This window comes from Nitratireductor alexandrii (assembly GCF_004000215.1).
GTDB lineage: Bacteria > Pseudomonadota > Alphaproteobacteria > Rhizobiales > Rhizobiaceae > Mangrovimarina > Mangrovimarina alexandrii.
This window is the reverse complement of record NZ_RBVY01000010.1, coordinates 92983-110802: the sequence shown is the minus strand read 5'-3', so window position 1 is coordinate 110802 and position 17820 is coordinate 92983. Positions and strand designations below refer to the sequence as shown.

Sequence of the window (17820 nt, the reverse complement as noted above, 5' to 3'; positions counted from 1 at the left end):
CGATCCCGCATGCGGCCTTCGACGAGACCTCTCAAGACGAACGGCGGCGCGGCCACGCAAGGTCCGCGCAAGACTGTGTTTCTAATCTGACCCTGACCGAGGGAAAGATCATGCAACCGGTAAGTCTGTTCGATCTCGCCGCGCAGCAGGCGCGCTGGCTGTCCGTGCGTCAGTCGGCCGTGGCGGGCAACATCGCCAACATCAACACGCCCGGCTACCAGGCGATCGACGTCGTGCCGTTCGAGCAGGTCCTCGACAGCGCCAAGCTCGCCTTCGCGCCGACCCGGGCCGGCCACATTCCGCTCGGCGCCGGCCGCGAAACCTTCAACGTGCGTCAGGACGCGATCGAAACCACGTCGCCCTCCGGCAATTCGGTCACCGTCGAGCAGGAGCTGGTGAAAGCCGGCGAGGTTCGCCACGCCTTCGAACTGAACACGGCGATCGTGAAATCCTTTCACCGCATGATGATGATGGCGACGAGGGGCTGATGGCGATCGATCCGCTTTCCGCCGCCCTCAAGATCGCCGCCTCGGGTCTCGGCGTGCAGTCCGAACGCCTGCGCGTCGTCTCCGAGAACCTGGCCAACGCCCAGTCGACCGGCAACACACCGGGCGCCGATCCATATCAGCGCAAGACTGTGACCTTCGCCACCGCGCTCGACCGCGACAATGGCGGCTCCTTCGTACGCGTTCAGTCGGTCGATCTCGACCGCAGCGAATTCCCGGTCGAATATCTGCCAAGCCACCAGGCCGCCGACGATGGCGGCTTCGTGAAGATGCCCAACGTCAATCCGATCATCGAGATGGCCGACATGCGCGAGGCCAATCGCTCCTACGAGGCCAACCTTCAGGTGATCAAGCAGGCGCGCCAGCTGATCTCCATGACCATCGATTTGTTGAGGTCGCAAACATGATCGCCGGACTGGGACTTGTCGACCGCCTCAACCAGACGTCTCTGGGCAACGGCCTGGCCGGCGCCGGGACGGTCGCCCCGCCCGTAGCCCCCGCGATCGCGCCGACCTCGTTCGAAGCGGCGCTGGAGGCGGCGGCCAGCCAGTCGGTCGCCACGCTGGAGCGCGCCGAGAGCGCGTCCATGCATGCCTTGAAAGGCGGCGACATCCAGGCGCGCGACGTCGTCGACGCCGTGATGAGCGCCGAGCAGACCCTGCAAGCCGCGATCGCGATCCGCGACAAGATCGTGACCGCCTATCTCGAAATCAGCCGCATGGCGATCTGAGGAACAGCGATGAAAGCCCTAGCCATTGCCGCCACCGGCATGAACGCCCAGCAGCTCAACCTGGAAGTGATCGCCAACAACATCGCCAACATCAACACGACCGGCTTCAAGCGCGCGCGCGCCGAGTTCTCCGACCTTCTCTACCAGGTCGAGCGGCTGCAGGGCGTGCCGAACCGGGCCGACCAGAGCATCGTGCCGGAAGGCGCCAGCATCGGCCTCGGCGTCAAGGCGTCGGCGGTGAGAAACGTGCATATGCAGGGCGCTCTCGACAGCACCGGCAACAAATTCGACCTGGCGCTCACCGGCCCCGGCTGGTTTCAGATCGAGGGCGCGGACGGGCAGACGCTCTACACCCGCGCCGGCGCCTTCAACACCAACGCCAATGGCGAACTGGTCACCGTGGACGGGTTCCGCGTCGTGCCCGACATCGTCTTCCCGGCCGAGACGGTCGAGGTGATCGTCAACAAGTCGGGTCAGGTCTTCGCCCGTCTGGACGGCCAGGTCGACCTGCAGGATCTCGGCCAGATCACGCTTGCCACCTTCCCCAACGAGGCCGGCCTCGCCCCGCTCGGCGACAATCTCTTCCAAGAGACCGCCGCCTCCGGCGCGGCCAATGTCGGCGTGCCGGGAGACCCCGGTTATGCCGCCATCGAGCAGGGTTATCTCGAGAATTCCAACGTCGATCCGGTCAAGGAGATCACCGAGCTGATCTCGGCCCAGCGCGCTTACGAAATGAACTCCAAGGTTATCAAGGCGGCCGACGAGATGGCGTCCGTCGTCACCCAGAGCATCCGGTAGATCGATGTTGCGGCTTCGCCTGTCCTCACTCGTCCTCGGCGCCGCCCTGACGCTCGCCGCCTTCGCCGGGGCGGCCGTCGCGCAGGAGATGGCGGTGGTGGCGAAGCGCGTCATCTATCCCGGCGAGACCGTCGACGCCGGGGCTCTGAGCGAAGTCAAGCTCAGGCGCGGCAACAACCGCATTCTGACCTCGATCGCGCAATATGCCGACCAAGTCACCGGCAAGGTCGCCAAGCGGACCCTCCTGCCGGGCAAGCTGATCCCGATCAACGCCCTGCGCGAGGCCTATATGGTTGAGGCCGGCGCGCCGGTCGCCGTCAGCTATGTCCATGGCGGACTTCAGATCTCCACCATCGGCATCCCGCTCCAGCCGGGCGCGATCGGCGACATGGTCAAAGTCAGGAACGCCGATTCCGGCGCGGTGTTCACCGGCATCGTGATGGCGGACGGATCGATCCGGGTCGGCGCGATATGATCAAGCGCCTCGCCCTGGCCCTGTGTTTCGGCCTCACCCTGGCAGCGCCGGCCAGTTCCGGCGGCGAGCTCAATGACGGGTATGACGGCGTGCAGGCCGTGCGGGTCTCCGCCAGCGGCCAGGCGTCCAACCTGCCCGCCCCCACCGGGCCGGCATCGCGCATCAAGGATATCGCCACGCTGCAGACCGCGCGCGACAACCAGCTGATCGGCTACGGCCTCGTGATCGGCCTGCAGGGCACCGGCGACGGGCTGCGCAATTCGCCGTTCACCGAGCAATCGATCCGCGCCATGCTGCGCAATCTCGGCATCGCCATGGAGGACGGGCGCGCACGGGCCAAGAACGTCGCCGCCGTGATCGTCACCGCCAACCTGCCGGCTTTCGTGCAATCGGGATCGCGCATCGACATCAACGTGTCCTCGCTCGGCGACGCGACCTCGCTCGCCGGCGGCACCCTGGTCATGACGCCGCTGCGCGCCCCCGACGGCGAGATCTACGCCGTCGCCCAGGGGCCCGTCTTCGTCTCCGGCTTCACCGCCCAGGGCGAGGCCGAAACCCTGACCAAGGGTGTGCCGACGTCCGGCCGCATCCCCAACGGGGCCATCGTCGAACGCCAGGTCGCCGCCCGCTTCAACGACGACAGCGTGTTGACGATGCAGTTGCGCAATCCCGACTTTTCGACCGCCGTCAGGATCACGGACGAGATCAATCGCTACACCACCAGCCGCTTCGGCAAGCGCCTGGCGAGCGAACAGGACGGGCGCACGATCCTGATCACCCGGCCGGGCGGCATCTCGGCCGCGCGTTTTGTCGCCGAGATCGAGAACCTGATCATCCGGACCGACACCCCGGCCCGCGTGGTCATCGACGAGCGCACCGGCACGATCGTGATCGGCCAGGACGTGAAGATATCGCAGGTCGCCGTCAGTTATGGCGCCTTGACCGTGCGCATCACCGAGCAGCCGAAAATCGTCCAGCCGGCGCCGTTCTCGCGCGGCGAAACCGCCGAGGAGCCTTCCACGATCATCGACGCCCAGCAGGACGATGCGCGCGTCGCGCTGCTCGACGGCCCCGACCTGCAGACGCTGGTGGGCGGCCTCAACCGTATCGGCGTCAAGCCGGACGGCATCATCGCGATCCTGCAGGGCATCAAATCGGCCGGCGCGCTGCAGGCCGAGCTGGTTCTGCAATAGGAGACGGAAAGGTGGCGACAAGGATGCGAACCGCGAAACGCGCCCTTCCCAGGGCGTTGGCGATCGGCGCGCTCGCCGCGCTGTGTTTCGGCGCGGGCGCCTTTGCCGTCTCCGATTCCTTCGCCCAGGCGCGCAAGGTCCCGTCCCGCCTGACCGACGAGGTGCGCGAATTCTGCGCCAACATCATCGACGCCGCCCGCGACCGCCGCTACGCCGTGCAGGCCCAGGAGCTTGAAAAACTGCGCTCCGAGATCGACGAGCGCATCGTCGCGCTGGAAGCCAAGCGCAGCGAATACGAGGCGTGGCTGAAGAAGCGCGACGAGGTCATCAACAGCGCCGAGGACAGCATTGTCGGCATCTATGCCCGTATGCGCCCCGACGCGGCCGCCGCGCGGCTGGAAAAGATGGACGCCATGCTCGCCGCCGCGATCATCCTGAAGCTCAAGGGCCGCCAGGCCGGCGGCATCCTCAACGAGATGGACGTGCAGGCGGCCGCGAAACTCACCGGCATCATCGCCGATGTCGCCAAAGCCGAGGATCCGACATGAAACGCAGCCTGCCGATCCTGGCGACGGGGCTCTTTCTGGCCGGCTGCGCCGGGGAGCTGAACGAAATCGGCCGCGCCCCGAGCCTGTCTCCGGTCGGCTCGGGTCTCGACCCGGCGGCCGGCTCCGTGCAGGCCTATCCCGAAGCGCCGGCCGCGCCGGTCAAGCGCTTCTCCTTGTGGGACGACCGCCAGAGCCAGCTTTACGAAGACGCGCGCGCCCTGGTGGTCGGCGATATCCTGACCGTGTTCATCTCGATCAACGACAAGGCGATCCTCAACAACGAATCCGACCGCAGCCGCACCACCAACCGCACGCTGGGCCTGTCCGGCGGCTTCGAGGCGGAGGGCGTCGGCAAATCCGCGTCCGCCGATCTCGACATCAATTCGCGTTCGACGGCCGCCGGCTCCGGGGCGACGGCGCGCTCGGAAAACATCCGCCTGTCGGTCGCCGCCGTCGTCACCGAAGTGTTTCCCAACGGCAATCTGATGATCCGGGGCTCCCAGGAGGTGCGCGTCAACGCCGAGCTGCGCATCCTCACCATCGCCGGCATCGTGCGGCCCGCCGACATCAGCGCGAGCAACACCATCCCCTACGAGCGCATCGCCGAGGCGCGGATTTCCTACGGCGGCCGCGGCCGGCTGACCGAGGTCCAGCAGCCTCCCTATGGCCATCAGATCCTGGATCTGATCTCTCCGTTCTGAGGATTAACAAGGGGCAATGTCGCTCGCCAACGTCGAAGACCAGGCCGAAGCCGAAGCCAAGAAGGGCCCCTCGCTGATCGTCCAGCTCGGCGTGATGGCGGTGCTGACCCTGCTGGCGGTCGGTGGCGGCTGGGTTGCCGGCATGTATCTCAAGACCGGGTCCGAGGCCGAGCCCGCGACCCAGAAAGTCTCGGTCGAACCGGTGGTGCCGGAGACGCCGGACGAGGCCCATGGCGGCGAGGACGAACAGGAGGCCGACGGCGAGGCGAGGCCCGTCCCGCGCCTGGTGCCGCTGGAGCCCATCACCACCAATTTGAGCGCGCCGGCCGACATCTGGGTGCGCATGGAACTGTCGATGGTGTTTGCCGCCACGCCCGATCCCGAACTGGTCCGCAGCATCCACCAGGACATTCTCGCCTATATGCGCACCGTCACCCTCCAGCAGGTCCAGGGCGCAAGCGGCTTCCAGCATCTCAAGACCGATCTTGAAGAACGCGCCCGCATTCGCAGCAACGGCCTGGCGCGCGAACTGGTGATCAGGACCCTTTTGTTCGAATGAGAACGCTACTCGCCACCGCAACCGCCCTGCTCGCGCTGACCGGGGCCGCACACGCCCAGCAACTCGATCTCGGCCAGATCGCGGGTCAGGCCGACGGTGCCACGATCGGCTACATCATCCAGATTTTCGGGCTTTTGACCGTGCTTTCGGTGGCGCCCGGGCTGTTGATCATGGTCACCAGCTTCACCCGCTTCGTGATCGTGTTCGCCATTCTGCGCGCCGGCATCGGCCTGCAGACCACGCCGGCCAACATCATCCTGATCAGCCTCGCCCTGTTCATGACCTTCTACGTCATGACCCCGACTTTCGACAGCGCCTGGAATAACGGCGTGCGCCCGCTGGTCAACAACCAGATCGACGAGACCGAGGCCATGCAGCGCATCGCCGATCCGTTCCGCGACTTCATGCTGGCCAATGTCCGCGACGCCGATTTCAACCTGTTCGCCGACCTCGCCCGGGAACGCGGCCAGAACGTGGTCGAGGGCGAGCAGGTCGATCTGCGCGTCCTGGTGCCGGCCTTCATGATCTCGGAGATCAGGCGCGGCTTCGAGATCGGCTTCCTGATCGTGCTGCCGTTCCTGGTGATCGACCTCGTGGTTGCCACCGTCACGATGGCGATGGGCATGATGATGCTGCCGCCCACCGTCATATCGCTGCCCTTCAAGATCCTGTTCTTCGTACTGATCGACGGCTGGAACCTGCTCGTCGGCAGTCTGGTCCGCTCCTTCAACTGACGTCGCCGCACGGCATCCGTCCGCGCTCGAGACCGGCGCCGCCGTCTCGGGCCCGCCCGCGGCCGCGGTAAGGAAGCGTTAGTCATTTTCTTGAAATCCCGACCGAAAATTATCGGTTTGGTAAATTTTTTCCATCACAACATGGTTAAGCAGGATGGATCGGCGACCTGACCGAGGGATGTCGACTGGCATGATGCCAAGCCGTCTTACCGGTGAAGCCCGGTATGTCCCTGTTCGTTAGTTTGTGACAGTCAGTAAGGGACAGTTCCCAATGTCGAGTATTATGACCAACGCGTCGGCGATGACCGCGCTCAAGACCCTCCAGGCCACCAACAAGGCTCTCGAAACCACCCAGGCCCGCATCTCCACCGGCTACCGCGTCGGCGAGGCGAGCGACAACGCCGCCTATTGGTCGATCGCCACCACGATGCGCTCCGACAACAAGGCCCTGTCCACGGTCCAGGACGCGCTCGGTCTCGGCGCCGCCAAGGTCGACACCGCCTATACCGGCGTGAAAGCGGCGATCGAGGTCGTCGACGAGATCAAGGCCAAGCTGGTGGCAGCCCGCGAGCCGGGCGTCGACCGCACCAAGATCCAGGCCGAGATCACCGCGCTGCAGGGCCAGCTGTCCTCGAACGCGGCCGCCTCGACCTTCTCGGGCGAGAACTGGCTGTCGGTCGATTCCGACGCCGCCAACTACAATGCGACCAAGTCGGTCGTGTCGTCCTTCAATCGCGCCGCCGACGGAACCGTGACCGTTTCCACCATCGCGATCGACACGCTCAGCATCAAGCTGTTCGACGCCGGCGCCGACGCGGCCGCGGCCGGCACCGGCATTCTCGACGGCCGCTACGACGCCGCCACCGGCGCGTTGCTCGCCGACCAGTCGGCAGGCGGTTTCCGTGTGATGGACCTCACCATCTCGGCCCTGACCAACAGCGCCGCCGACCTGACGACGCTGGAGAACTACATCAAGGGCGTCGACGACGCGCTCAGCAAGATGACCACCGCCGCCTCCGATCTCGGTGCGGTGAAAAAGCGCATCGACCTGCAGACAACTTTCGTCTCCGACCTGATGGACACGATCGATCGCGGCGTGGGTACGCTTGTCGATGCCGACATGAACAAGGAATCGACCCGCCTGCAGGCCCTCCAGGTCCAGCAGCAGCTCGGCATCCAGGCCCTGTCGATCGCCAACCAGAACTCGCAGTCGATCATGTCGCTGTTCCGCGGCTAGTCTTACGGTTAACCGACCGTCTCCACCCCATTAACTGAATCAAAATGTCCCGGCCTTAAAAGGGTCGGGACGTTAGTCGTTTCAGGACGGATCAAAGCCCGTGTTTCGGGTCGCTTGATTGGCATGATGCCGAGCCGTCTTACCGGTGAAGCCCGGTATGTCGAGTATCTGCGTTTTGTAAGGGGACACCCATGTCGAGTATCATGACCAACGCGTCGGCGATGACCGCGCTCAAGACCCTCCAGGCCACCAACAAGGCTCTCGAAACCACCCAGAACCGCATCTCCACCGGCTACCGCGTCGGCGAGGCGAGCGACAACGCCGCCTATTGGTCGATCGCCACCACGATGCGCTCCGACAACAAGGCCCTGTCCACGGTCCAGGACGCGCTCGGTCTCGGCGCCGCCAAGGTCGACACCGCCTATACCGGCGTGAAAGCGGCGATCGAGGTCGTCGACGAGATCAAGGCCAAGCTGGTGGCAGCCCGCGAGCCGGGCGTCGACCGCACCAAGATCCANCGCGCTCGGTCTCGGCGCCGCCAAGGTCGACACCGCCTATACCGGTATGACGGCCGCCATCGACGTCGTCGACGAGATCAAGGCCAAGCTGGTGGCCGCCCGCGAGCCGGGTGTCGACCGCACCAAGATCCAGGCCGAGATCACCGCGCTGCAGGGTCAGCTGACCTCGAACGCGGCCGCCTCGACCTTCTCGGGCGAGAACTGGCTGTCGGTCGATTCCGACGCCGCCGGCTACAGCGCGACCAAGTCGGTCGTCGCCTCCTTCACCCGCGCCACCGACGGTTCGGTGTCGATCGGCACGATTACGATCGACACGTCCAGCACCAAGCTGTTCGACGCCGGCGCCGACGCGGCCGCGGCCGGCACCGGCATTCTCGATGGCCGCTACGACGCCGCCACCGGCGCGCTGCTCGCCGACCAGTCGACAGGCGGCTTCACCGTCGCCACGCTGGACATCTCGGCCCTGACCAACAGCGCCGCCGACCTGACGACGCTGGAAAACTACATCAAGGGCGTCGACGACTCGATCAGCAAGATGACCACCGCCGCCTCCGATCTCGGCGCCGCCAAGAAGCGCATCGATCTTCAGACCGAGTTCGTCGGCAACCTGATGGACACGATCGATCGCGGCGTGGGTACGCTCGTCGATGCCGACATGAACAAGGAATCGACCCGCCTGCAGGCCCTCCAGGTCCAGCAGCAGCTCGGCATCCAGGCCCTGTCGATGGCCAATTCGAACTCGCAGTCGATCCTGTCGCTGTTCCGCTAATCGACCAAGCGGCGCGTCGGCGCCGCACCTGAAACGATCCGGGCCGCGCTCGTCACGAGCGCGGCCCGATTTCATTCTCGCGCAAGCTTCGCGCATTAGTCTTCCCGGGCCATTCACTGCGGGACGACGCGCTTTGCCTGAACAACTCCAGAAAATCGCCGACAATCTCAAGGCGCTGGGCACCCAGCGCCTGATCGTCATGGGCGGCATGGCCGCCCTGGTGATGGCTGTCATCACGGTGGCGTCGCTCTATCTGAACCGACCGGCGATGGAGACGCTCTATGTCGGTCTCGACCGTGGCGACGTCAACCGGATCGGCGTGGTTCTGGGCGAAGCCGGCGTCACCTACGACATCGGCGCAGAGGGGGCTTCGGTCCTGGTGTCGTCCGGCCAGGCCGGCCGCGCCCGCATGATCCTGGCCGAAAAGGGACTGCCGGCCAGCTCCAACGCCGGCTACGAACTGTTCGACAATGTCGGCTCGCTGGGCCTGACCTCCTTCATGCAGGAAGTGACCCGCGTGCGCGCCCTCGAAGGCGAGATCGCCCGCACCATCCAGTCGATCGCCGGCATCAAGTCGGCGCGCGTCCATATCGTCATGGCCGAACAGGCCAATTTCCGCCGCGGCGAGCAGAAGCCGACGGCCTCGGTCGTCATCCGCACCGGCGGCGTCGACGCCACGCGCAGCGCCAATTCGATCCGCCATCTCGTCTCCGCCGCCGTGCCCGGCCTGACCGCCGACAACGTGACCGTGCTCGACGCGGACGGTTCTCTGCTGGCCGCCGGCGAGGATCCGACCACCAGTTCCCTCAATCAGTCGATCTCGATCCAAAGGACGGTCGAAAGCCAGATCGCCGACAACATCTACCGCGCGCTGTCGCCCTATCTCGGACACGAGAATTTCCGCGCCAGCGTCAAGGCGGTGGTCAACACCGACAGCCGCCAGATCGAGGAGACGATTTTCGATCCCGATTCGCGGGTCGAGCGCTCGATACAGATCATCCGCGAAAACGACAATTCCAACAAAAGCACCGCCGCCGCGCCGGCATCCGTCGAGCAGAACCTGCCCGACGAGGACACGGGCGGCGCCACGACACCGCAATCGAGCGAAGAGCGCGAGCGCAAGGAGGAAATCACCAATTACGAGCTGAATTCCAAGCGCATCGCCACGGTCAGCAACGGCTATTCGATCTCGCGGCTCTCGATCGCGGTGGTGGTCAATCGCGAGCGGCTGGCCGCCGTACTCGGCGAGGGCGCGACCCCGGAAATGGTCGAGGCCCGTGTGGCCGAAATCCAGCAGGTGGTGTCGACCGCCGCCGGCCTTGACGAGGAACGCGGCGACAAGATCAACGTCACCGCCCTTTCCTTCGTCGACGCCATGGAGGCCGAGGCCGCCGCCGCGCCCGGCTATCTGGAGATCGCCGCGCACTATACCGGGTCGATGGTGAACGCACTCGCCTTCATCGTCGTCGCCTTCCTGGTGTCCTGGTTCGGCCTGCGTCCGCTGGCCGGCATGCTGACCAAGAAAGAGGACGGCGAAGCACCGAATTTCGAGGACCTGCAGCTTTCCATCGGTTCGCCGCTCGACAATATCGCCCTGCCCGACCCGCTGGCGGAGATGGCGCCGAACGAAAACGACGTCATGGAAGAACTGAAGATGCGGCTGCGGCCCGCGCCTCAGGAACGGCTCGCGCAGATGGTGGACCTCAACGAGGAACGCACGGCCGCGATCCTGCGTAAATGGACCCAGGGCGAGAGCGTCGGCGAGGCGATGGCGGGCTGATGGCGCACCTGTCGCTCGCGGATATGCTGGTCGATTTCGGCAAGCGGGACGAGCCCGCGCCTTTCCAGGCTTCGATGCCGGACTTCGACATGCCGCTGGTCATGCAGCCGGCCGCGCCCGAAACGGACCCGCCGGATGTCGACGCCCTGATCGCCGAGGCGGTCGACAAGGCGGTCGACAAGGCGGTGGCCGACGCCACCGCGCGGCTGGAGGCCGACCATGCCGCGGCGCTGGAGGCCGAGCGCGAAAAGCACGCCGCCGAGGTCGCCGCGCTTCAGGCCGGCATCGGCGAGGAATTGGGAACCGCAATCCGGCAGCGTTTCGAGGCCGCCGAAAAGCGGGTGCTGGACCTGACCGCCGAGGTGGTGACGCGCGTTCTGGGGCCGGTTCTGGCCGAGGATCTGCAACAACGCTCCGTGGCGCGGCTGGCCGAAATCATCAGCGCCGCCCTGCGCGACGCCGAAACGACCAAGATCCGGGTCCATGGACCGATGTCGCTTTACCAGGCGCTGGAAACTGCGCTCGGCGAGCAGGCGAGCCTGCTCGAATTCACCGAATCGAACGGGCTCGACCTTTCCGTCGCACTCGACGGCAGTGTCTATGAGACGCGGCTTTCGGAATGGTCGGTCTCGGCGGCAAAGGTGCTGGCATGACCACCGACAAGTCCGATCACCCGCACGAGATCATCATCGTCAAGCACGCCCGCGGCGACGATCACGACGGCCATCACGGCGGCGTCTGGAAAATCGCCTTCGCCGACTTCATGACCGCTTTGATGTGTTTCTTCCTGGTCATGTGGCTGATCAACGCCGCCAACGAGGAAACCAAGGTCTCGGTCGCCAGCTATTTCAACCCGATCAAGCTGGTCGATCGCAATTCGAGCCGGCGCGGCCTCGACGACGCCGGCTCCGGACCGCAGAAGGAACAGGGGTCCGACAGCGACGAGGAGTCCGACAAATCCACCAAGTCGGAAGGCCCCTCGGCCAGCGGAACCGGCGACGAGCGCAGCGCCAGGGCCGGCGACAGCACCGATTCGGCGTCGGACGAGCATCTGTTTTCCGACCCCTACGCCGTGTTGGCCGAAATCGCCGCCGAATCCGGTGAACTGCAGAACCTGAGCGCCAAGGGCGACGGCGGCTCCGACACGGCCGGCGCGGCCACCGGCGCCTCGGGCGGCGAATCCTACCGCGATCCGTTCGCGCCCGATTTCTGGTCCAAGCAGGTCGAACAGGACGATCCCGGCGAGCCGGATCTGTTCGAGACGCCGCAGGTCGAGACCGCGACCGACGGCGCCGACCCGCGCGCCAGCATCCGCCACCAGGAATTCGAGGACGATCCGTTCGCGCCCACCGTCGAGAAAAAACCCGACGAAAACCCCGATGCCGGCGCGCAGAGCGAAACCGCCGGCGCGGCTGCCGACGAAGGCGACAAGACCGAGGACGCCAAGGCCGAAGCCGAACAACCCGACGCCGCCGCACTGGCGGAAGCCAAGGCGATCAGCGAGGAACTGGCCGAGGCCTTCGGCACCGGCGAGAAGATCTATGACGGCATTTCGGTGACTCCGACGGAGCGCGGCGTGATGGTGTCGCTGACCGACCAGCTCGACTACGGCATGTACGAGATCGGCTCCGCCGTTCCGCGCCGCGACCTGGTGCTGGCGATGGAAAAGGTCGCCGCGGTGCTGAGCACGCACAAGGGCGCGATCGCGATCAACGGCCACACCGACGGTAGGCCGTTCCGCAGCAAGGATTACGACAATTGGCGGCTTTCGACCGCCCGTGCCCACTCCGCCTATTACATGCTGGTGCGCGGCGGCCTCGACGAAAGGCGGATTCGCGAAGTCACCGGGTATGCCGACCGCCAGCTCAAGGTGCCCGAGGATCCGTTCGACGACCGCAACCGGCGTATCGAAATCGTCCTGGAGACGAAAGGGTGATCGCCCGCCTGGTTCTGCTCGGCGCGCTGATCGCGACAGGTCCGGCAACCGCGATCGCCCAAGGCGCTGCGATGGCGCCGTTCAAGGTGGTCCGGTCGCTGCAACTGGTGCAGGACCGTCTGGCACGCGGCGATCATGCCGCCCTGCCCATGCAGCGCAAGCTGCTCGAGCTCACCGACGAGCGCTTCCGGGCCGTGACCCGCAAGGAGTTCGAAGACCGCCGCAACTTCACCGCGCTGATGGTCTACGCGATGAGCGGCGGCAATCCGGCCACGCTCGACGTGGTGCTGTCGCGCACCATGCCGGCCGGCACCGACCGCGCGCTCGGGCTGGGCGTTCTGGCCTATATGCGCGGCCAGTTGCCGAAGGCCGCCCAGGCGCTGGCCGATATCGACCCGATGGCGCTCGACCCCGAGGTTGGCGCCTATCTGGCGCTGGTGAAGGGCTCGATCGTCGCGCTCAGCCAGCCGGGCACGGCTCTGGGTTTCATGGACCAGGCGCGGCTGCTCGCGCCCGGCACGCTGGTCGAGGAGGCCGCGCTGCGGCGCTCGCTGCCGGCCTGCATCACGCTCAACCAGCCCGAGCGCTTCATGACGGTGGCCGAGCAATATACGCGCCGCTTCCTGCGCTCGCCCTATGCCAGCGAATTCGCCGACGCCTTCGTCGAGGGTCTCGTCGCCTTTCATGACCGCATCGGCACGCGGGAGATCGACCGCATCGTGTCGCTGATGCGCCCCGCCCAGCAGGAGGCGATCTATCTGCGGTTGGCGCGCCGCAGCACCATCAAGGGACAGACAGAACGGTCCGCCTTCGCCTCCACCAGGGCGCGCGAGGTGGCCCGCAAGACCGACGAGCCGGAAGACCCGCGCGCGGTGCTCTACGCCGCCCTTGCCTCGATCACCTCGGAAAACGCCCGCGATGTCGTGGCGACCCTCGAAAAGGTCGATCCGGCCGCCTTGTCGCCGCGCGACCGGCGTCTTTTCCAGGCCGCGCGCGCGATCGCGGCCGAGATGCTGGCCCCGCCGGCGGCACCGGCGGGGCCAGCGCCCGACGCGCAAGCACCCGGACCCGCGCCCCGGCTCGTGGCCCCGGCCGAGCCGCCCGCCGAGGCCGCCGTCGCGCCGCTGCCCGAACCGACCGCCGAACCGACGGTGCCGGCCACGGACGAACCCGGCCCGGCGGCGACCGAGACCGCCGCCGCACCCGGCGAAGACGACGAGGCCTACCGGCAAGGCTCCGAACTCGTCACCTCGGTGCGCGAAAAACTCGAGGCCATCGACCGCATGCTGGAAGAACAACAAGAGGTGGAACGCCCATGACAGAAATTTCCGGCCCGGCCGCCGCCCTGCCGCTGGCCAATGCGCGTCTCGCGCGCCGCGACGGGGAGCCGCAGGACGACGCCTTTTCCGGCATCCTGCAGCGCGGGCCCAACAAAGCGCCCAAGCCCGGCAACGACCCGGAAGAGCCAGCGGCACGCCGCTTGGCCGACCCGGACGACACGGCCGCGGACAAACGCCAGCCGGCCGAAAACGCCCGCGCCGAGGACGCGCAGCGCCGCGAACTTTTGCCGGCACCTGTCGAGGGTCCGTTCGCCCTGCTGCGTCATCCGGGCCTTGCCCTGCGCGCGGCCGCCGCCGGCGAGCACCAGGACGACACGACCGCGCCCGAGGAAAAACCGGCCGAAGACCAACCGGTCGGCGAGGGCGCCGAGCCGGCCGCGATCGTGCCGCCAGTGCCCTTGGCCACGGCCGAGGCGCCCCGTCGCACCGGCGGTCCGGGCCTCGCCGGACAGGCTGCGCCAAACGCGGGCGGCGACGACCGCAGGGCGCCTTCCACGCAAATGCGCGTCGGCGAGACCGTGCCGGCCGAGAGCGGAGAGGACGCGCCGCGCGCCGACCAGCCGCGCGCGGCCGCGCAGGAAGCCGGCCCGGCCGGCCGGGCCGCGACACCGATGGCCGGCGAGCCGGCCGAGCCGCTGCCGATCAAGATCAAGGTGCTCGCCGAGACCAGCCATATCGGCCTCGGTCCCGCCCAGCCGGGCGAAACCGTCTCCGCGCTGGCGAAATCGATCGCCGCCGACCGCGGCATGAGCGAATTTGCGCGCGCCGCCGCCAGCCCCCCGGATACGCCCGGAGTCAAGTGGCAGGCGCCGGTCCGCGATCTCACGATTCAGCTTCAGCCGCTATCCCTGGGGACGGTGAACGCGCGCCTGCGCACCCAGGGAGAACAACTTACGGTAGAAATTAGCGTCGACAATGCCGAGGCGTTTCAGCGGCTTTCGGCCGAGCGCGACGCCCTGACGACCTCTTTGCGCGGCCTCGGCTTCAAGGTCGACGACGTGTCGATCGTCCAGCAGCCCGCCTCCGCCCAGACGGCGCAGGCCGGCCTTTCGGCACGCGACGGCAACGGCTCGCCAGGATTTTCGCCCGGCGCGCGCGAGCAAAACGAAAACCGCTCCCAGACGGGCGATCAGTCAAGGCACGACAGGCAAGAAGGTGGCTCGAATGCGGATGCGCGCACTGGCGATTCCGGTTCTGCTTCTGGCGGCATTTACATCTGAACCGGCGGCGGCGAACCCCTGCGAGGGCGAGATCCTGCGCGCGGCCGAAAAATACGGCGTGCCCGCCGGCATACTATATGCTGTGGGCCTGACGGAAACCGGACGCAAGGGAAGCCTTCAACCCTTTGCGCTGAACATCGAGGGGCGGGCTGTCTTCGCCCATGACAAGGCGACGGCGATCCGTGCCTTCACCAAGGCGCGATCGGAGGGCGCCACGCTGATCGATCTCGGCTGCATGCAGATCAACCATTATTATCATCGCGACCGCTTCTCCGGCGTGGCGGACATGCTCGACCCGCGCCGCAATGTCGACTACGCCGCCCGGTTTCTGGCCAGGCTGAAAAAGCGCCACACGAGCTGGTCGATGGCCGTGGCGCGGTATCATGCCGGTCCCGACAACGACCCCGCGCAAAAGCGCTATGTGTGTCGCGTGATCCAAAACATGGTTGCAACCGGGTTCGGCCGCTGGACCGCAAACGCACGCGCATTCTGCAATCAATAAGTGCATGACACTGCAGGATTCCGGCACCGCAAACGCCGGCCACTTCTGTGGACAAGCTGTGGACAAGCCTGTGAAGCGCGGCACCCGAATCCCAAATTGATACATACAAGAAATCACAGTTGCCGGTGATTCCCGCCACCGGTTACGCCTTTGTCCGGCGAACCATGAAACTGATTCGGAGGGCGGGCCGATGATTGTGATTGTGGATGAGCGTGATCGAGTAAAAGAGGGATATTCTTCGCTTTTCGGTAGAGAAGGTGTCCCCAGCGCTGGCTTTTGCGCCAGCGAGTTCGGCGAATGGGTATCGACGGCGGCCGAGGACGACCTCAAGGCGGTCGGCGCGTTCCTGATCGGCGAATGCGACAGCCATCCTGTCTCACCACGGGCCTTGCGCGAACGCAGCGGGGCTCCGGTGATCGCGCTCAGCGATCATCATTCGTTGGAAAACACGTTGCGGCTGTTCGAGCTCGGCGTCGACGACGTCGTTCGCAAGCCCGTGCATATTCGCGAAATCCTGGCTCGGATCGCGGCGATCCGCCGGCGGGCGCAAGACGAGGCGGCCCACACCGAGATCGGCAAGCTGCGCATCTACACCAACGGCAAGGATCCCGAGATCGACGGCACGCCGTTGCCATTGCCGCGCCGTGAGCGACGCATTCTCGAATATCTTGCCAGCAATCGCGGGCGGCGGGTGACGAAAACCCAGCTTTTCAACGCGATTTACGGAATTTTCGACGACGAGGTCGAGGAAAACGTCGTCGAAAGCCATGTCAGCAAGCTGCGCAAGAAATTGCGCGAGCGGATCGGCACCGATCCGATCGATTCAAAGCGTTTCCTCGGATATCGGCTGAACGTGTGACCGGGTCGGCCCCGGCCGCCGCACGGCGGCAAAGGCAGCCCCCGGCACCGGCCTTGGCCAGGCCTTTGTGCCCAAGACAGTTTCGCGCAAGTCAGGAACGATAGCCTGTCAGGAAGCGGTGCTGACCACGAGGAGAAGTTGCAATGAGCCTTTACGGGATGATGCGGACCGGCGTATCCGGAATGCAGGGCCAATCCAACCGGCTCGGCACGGTCGCCGACAACATCGCCAACGCCAACACCAACGGCTATAAGAAATCGATGACGGAGTTCTCCACCCTGGTGATCGCCAGCGGTGAAGGCAGCTATTCCTCCGGCGGCGTGGTGTCGAACGTCCGCTCGGCCGTCTCGCGCCAGGGCGTCATCCAGTACACGCCGTCGGCAACCGACCTTGCCCTTTACGGCAACGGCTTCTTCGTGGTGCAGGATACCGCCGGCCAACCCTTCCTGACGCGCGCCGGCTCCTTCGTGCCCGACGACGAGGGCCGTCTGGTCAACGCGGCCGGCTTCTACCTGATGGGCTACAGTTTCGAAAACGGCACGCCGACCCCGGTCAGCAATTCCTTCGCCGGGCTCGAGCCGATCCAGGTTCTTCAGCAGGCGCTGACCGCCATTCCGAGCACGTTCGGGCGTTTCTCGGCCAACCTGCCGGCCGGCGCCGCGGTCGTGCCCGCCGCAGACCTCCCCTCCACCAACGCGCCGGGCGCGACATTCACCAACAAGACCTCGATGGTCACCTATGACAGCCTAGGCGGCGAGGTCCTGCTCGACATCTATTTCACCAAGACGGCGGCGAACGAATGGGAGGTGGCCGTCTACAATCAGGCCGACGGCGCCCCGACGACCGGCTTCCCCTATGCCACGGGTCCGCTGGCGACCGAGACGCTCACCTTCGACGGCACGACCGGCCAGCTTGCCACCGCCAGCGCCGACGATATCCAGATCCCGATCCCGGGCGGAGAAACGCTCGACCTCGACTTTTCCACGCTCAGCCAGTTGTCGGCCGGCTACATTCCCGGCGACTCCAACGTCAATGGCAGCGCGGCCAGCGCCATGAAGGAAGTCAAGATCGACGGCGACGGCACGGTCTACGCCCAGTACGAAAACGGCACGCTGCAGGAGCTCTACCGGATCCCGCTCGCCAATGTCCGCAGCCCCGACCGGCTGAATGTCGAGAGCGGCAATGTCTACAGCCAGAGCACCTCCTCGGGCGACGTCTTTCTCGGCTTCGCCGGCGAAGGCGGCTTCGGGGCGGTGCGCTCGGGCGCGCTGGAAGCCTCCAATGTCGATATCGGCGAGGAACTGACCGCGATGATCGAATCGCAGCGCAGCTACACCGCCAATTCCAAGGTTTTCCAGACCGGCTCCGAGCTGATGGACATTTTGGTTAACCTTAAGAGGTAGTCTGGCGTGTCT

20 protein-coding genes and 1 pseudogene are annotated in these 17820 nt (G+C 66.1%); all 21 read left to right on the top strand.

Going from position 1 to position 17820, the window contains the following annotated elements; all coding sequences use genetic code 11:
* Positions 1-110: 110 nt before the first annotated feature.
* The 21 genes and pseudogenes from flgB (at position 111) to EP380_RS20105 (ending at position 17808) form a co-directional block, all read left to right on the top strand.
* Complete coding sequence (flgB, locus tag EP380_RS20205) at positions 111-488, top strand: flagellar basal body rod protein FlgB (protein WP_106570846.1); 378 nt, start codon at positions 111-113, stop codon at positions 486-488.
* Between the two features lie 5 nt (positions 489-493).
* A complete protein-coding gene (gene flgC, locus EP380_RS20200) occupies positions 494-913 on the top strand; it encodes a flagellar basal body rod protein FlgC (protein ID WP_106570964.1) in 420 nt (139 codons plus the stop codon).
* The gene (gene fliE / locus EP380_RS23810; protein ID WP_106570847.1) at positions 910-1236 is read left to right on the top strand and encodes a flagellar hook-basal body complex protein FliE; all 327 of its coding nucleotides are present in this window, start codon (positions 910-912) and stop codon (positions 1234-1236) included. Before flgC ends, fliE begins: the two co-directional genes overlap by 4 nt.
* 9 nt (positions 1237-1245) lie before the next feature.
* The gene (gene flgG, locus EP380_RS20190; RefSeq protein WP_106570848.1) at positions 1246-2034 is read left to right on the top strand and encodes a flagellar basal-body rod protein FlgG; all 789 of its coding nucleotides are present in this window, start codon (positions 1246-1248) and stop codon (positions 2032-2034) included.
* A gap of 4 nt (positions 2035-2038) precedes the next feature.
* On the top strand, positions 2039-2509 hold the full coding sequence (gene flgA, locus EP380_RS20185; protein ID WP_106570849.1) for a flagellar basal body P-ring formation chaperone FlgA: 471 nt from the start codon (positions 2039-2041) through the stop codon (positions 2507-2509).
* Positions 2506-3702 carry a flagellar basal body P-ring protein FlgI gene (locus EP380_RS20180; protein WP_127600346.1) on the top strand — a complete coding sequence of 399 codons (1197 nt, stop codon included), beginning with the start codon at positions 2506-2508 and terminating at the stop codon, positions 3700-3702. Before flgA ends, EP380_RS20180 begins: the two co-directional genes overlap by 4 nt.
* 23 nt (positions 3703-3725) lie before the next feature.
* Entirely contained in the window at positions 3726-4250 is a 525-nt protein-coding gene (locus EP380_RS20175) for a MotE family protein (RefSeq protein WP_106570851.1), read from the top strand.
* Positions 4247-4951: a flagellar basal body L-ring protein FlgH gene (gene flgH, locus EP380_RS20170; RefSeq protein WP_106570852.1), complete on the top strand. Its 705-nt coding sequence runs from the start codon at positions 4247-4249 to the stop codon at positions 4949-4951. Before EP380_RS20175 ends, flgH begins: the two co-directional genes overlap by 4 nt.
* 16 nt (positions 4952-4967) lie before the next feature.
* On the top strand, positions 4968-5510 hold the full coding sequence (locus tag EP380_RS20165; RefSeq protein WP_106570853.1) for a flagellar basal body-associated FliL family protein: 543 nt from the start codon (positions 4968-4970) through the stop codon (positions 5508-5510).
* Entirely contained in the window at positions 5507-6244 is a 738-nt protein-coding gene (gene fliP, locus EP380_RS20160) for a flagellar type III secretion system pore protein FliP (RefSeq protein ID WP_106570854.1), read from the top strand. The genes EP380_RS20165 and fliP overlap by 4 nt, the downstream gene beginning before the upstream one ends.
* A gap of 271 nt (positions 6245-6515) precedes the next feature.
* A complete protein-coding gene (locus tag EP380_RS20155) occupies positions 6516-7481 on the top strand; it encodes a flagellin N-terminal helical domain-containing protein (protein ID WP_106570855.1) in 966 nt (321 codons plus the stop codon).
* A gap of 191 nt (positions 7482-7672) precedes the next feature.
* Positions 7673-7996, top strand: a pseudogene (locus EP380_RS20150) (flagellin N-terminal helical domain-containing protein); the annotation flags it as partial.
* Between the two features lie 49 nt (positions 7997-8045).
* Complete coding sequence (locus tag EP380_RS20145; RefSeq protein WP_127600344.1) at positions 8046-8768, top strand: flagellin; 723 nt, start codon at positions 8046-8048, stop codon at positions 8766-8768.
* A gap of 133 nt (positions 8769-8901) precedes the next feature.
* Complete coding sequence (gene fliF / locus EP380_RS20140; protein ID WP_127600342.1) at positions 8902-10548, top strand: flagellar basal-body MS-ring/collar protein FliF; 1647 nt, start codon at positions 8902-8904, stop codon at positions 10546-10548.
* On the top strand, positions 10548-11201 hold the full coding sequence (locus tag EP380_RS20135; RefSeq protein WP_127600340.1) for a valine--tRNA ligase: 654 nt from the start codon (positions 10548-10550) through the stop codon (positions 11199-11201). Before fliF ends, EP380_RS20135 begins: the two co-directional genes overlap by 1 nt.
* Positions 11198-12484 carry a MotB family protein gene (locus EP380_RS20130; RefSeq protein ID WP_127600338.1) on the top strand — a complete coding sequence of 429 codons (1287 nt, stop codon included), beginning with the start codon at positions 11198-11200 and terminating at the stop codon, positions 12482-12484. The genes EP380_RS20135 and EP380_RS20130 overlap by 4 nt, the downstream gene beginning before the upstream one ends.
* The gene (locus tag EP380_RS20125) at positions 12481-13803 is read left to right on the top strand and encodes a chemotaxis protein MotC (RefSeq protein WP_127600336.1); all 1323 of its coding nucleotides are present in this window, start codon (positions 12481-12483) and stop codon (positions 13801-13803) included. Before EP380_RS20130 ends, EP380_RS20125 begins: the two co-directional genes overlap by 4 nt.
* The gene (gene fliK / locus EP380_RS20120; RefSeq protein ID WP_127600334.1) at positions 13800-15044 is read left to right on the top strand and encodes a flagellar hook-length control protein FliK; all 1245 of its coding nucleotides are present in this window, start codon (positions 13800-13802) and stop codon (positions 15042-15044) included. Before EP380_RS20125 ends, fliK begins: the two co-directional genes overlap by 4 nt.
* On the top strand, positions 14989-15546 hold the full coding sequence (locus EP380_RS20115; RefSeq protein WP_238719949.1) for a lytic transglycosylase domain-containing protein: 558 nt from the start codon (positions 14989-14991) through the stop codon (positions 15544-15546). The genes fliK and EP380_RS20115 overlap by 56 nt, the downstream gene beginning before the upstream one ends.
* 190 nt (positions 15547-15736) lie before the next feature.
* Positions 15737-16405: a response regulator transcription factor gene (locus EP380_RS20110; protein ID WP_106570862.1), complete on the top strand. Its 669-nt coding sequence runs from the start codon at positions 15737-15739 to the stop codon at positions 16403-16405.
* 143 nt (positions 16406-16548) lie between these two features.
* Positions 16549-17808, top strand: coding sequence for a flagellar hook protein FlgE (locus tag EP380_RS20105; RefSeq protein ID WP_106570863.1), 1260 nt, complete (start codon positions 16549-16551; stop codon positions 17806-17808).
* The last annotated feature ends 12 nt before the right edge of the window (positions 17809-17820 follow it).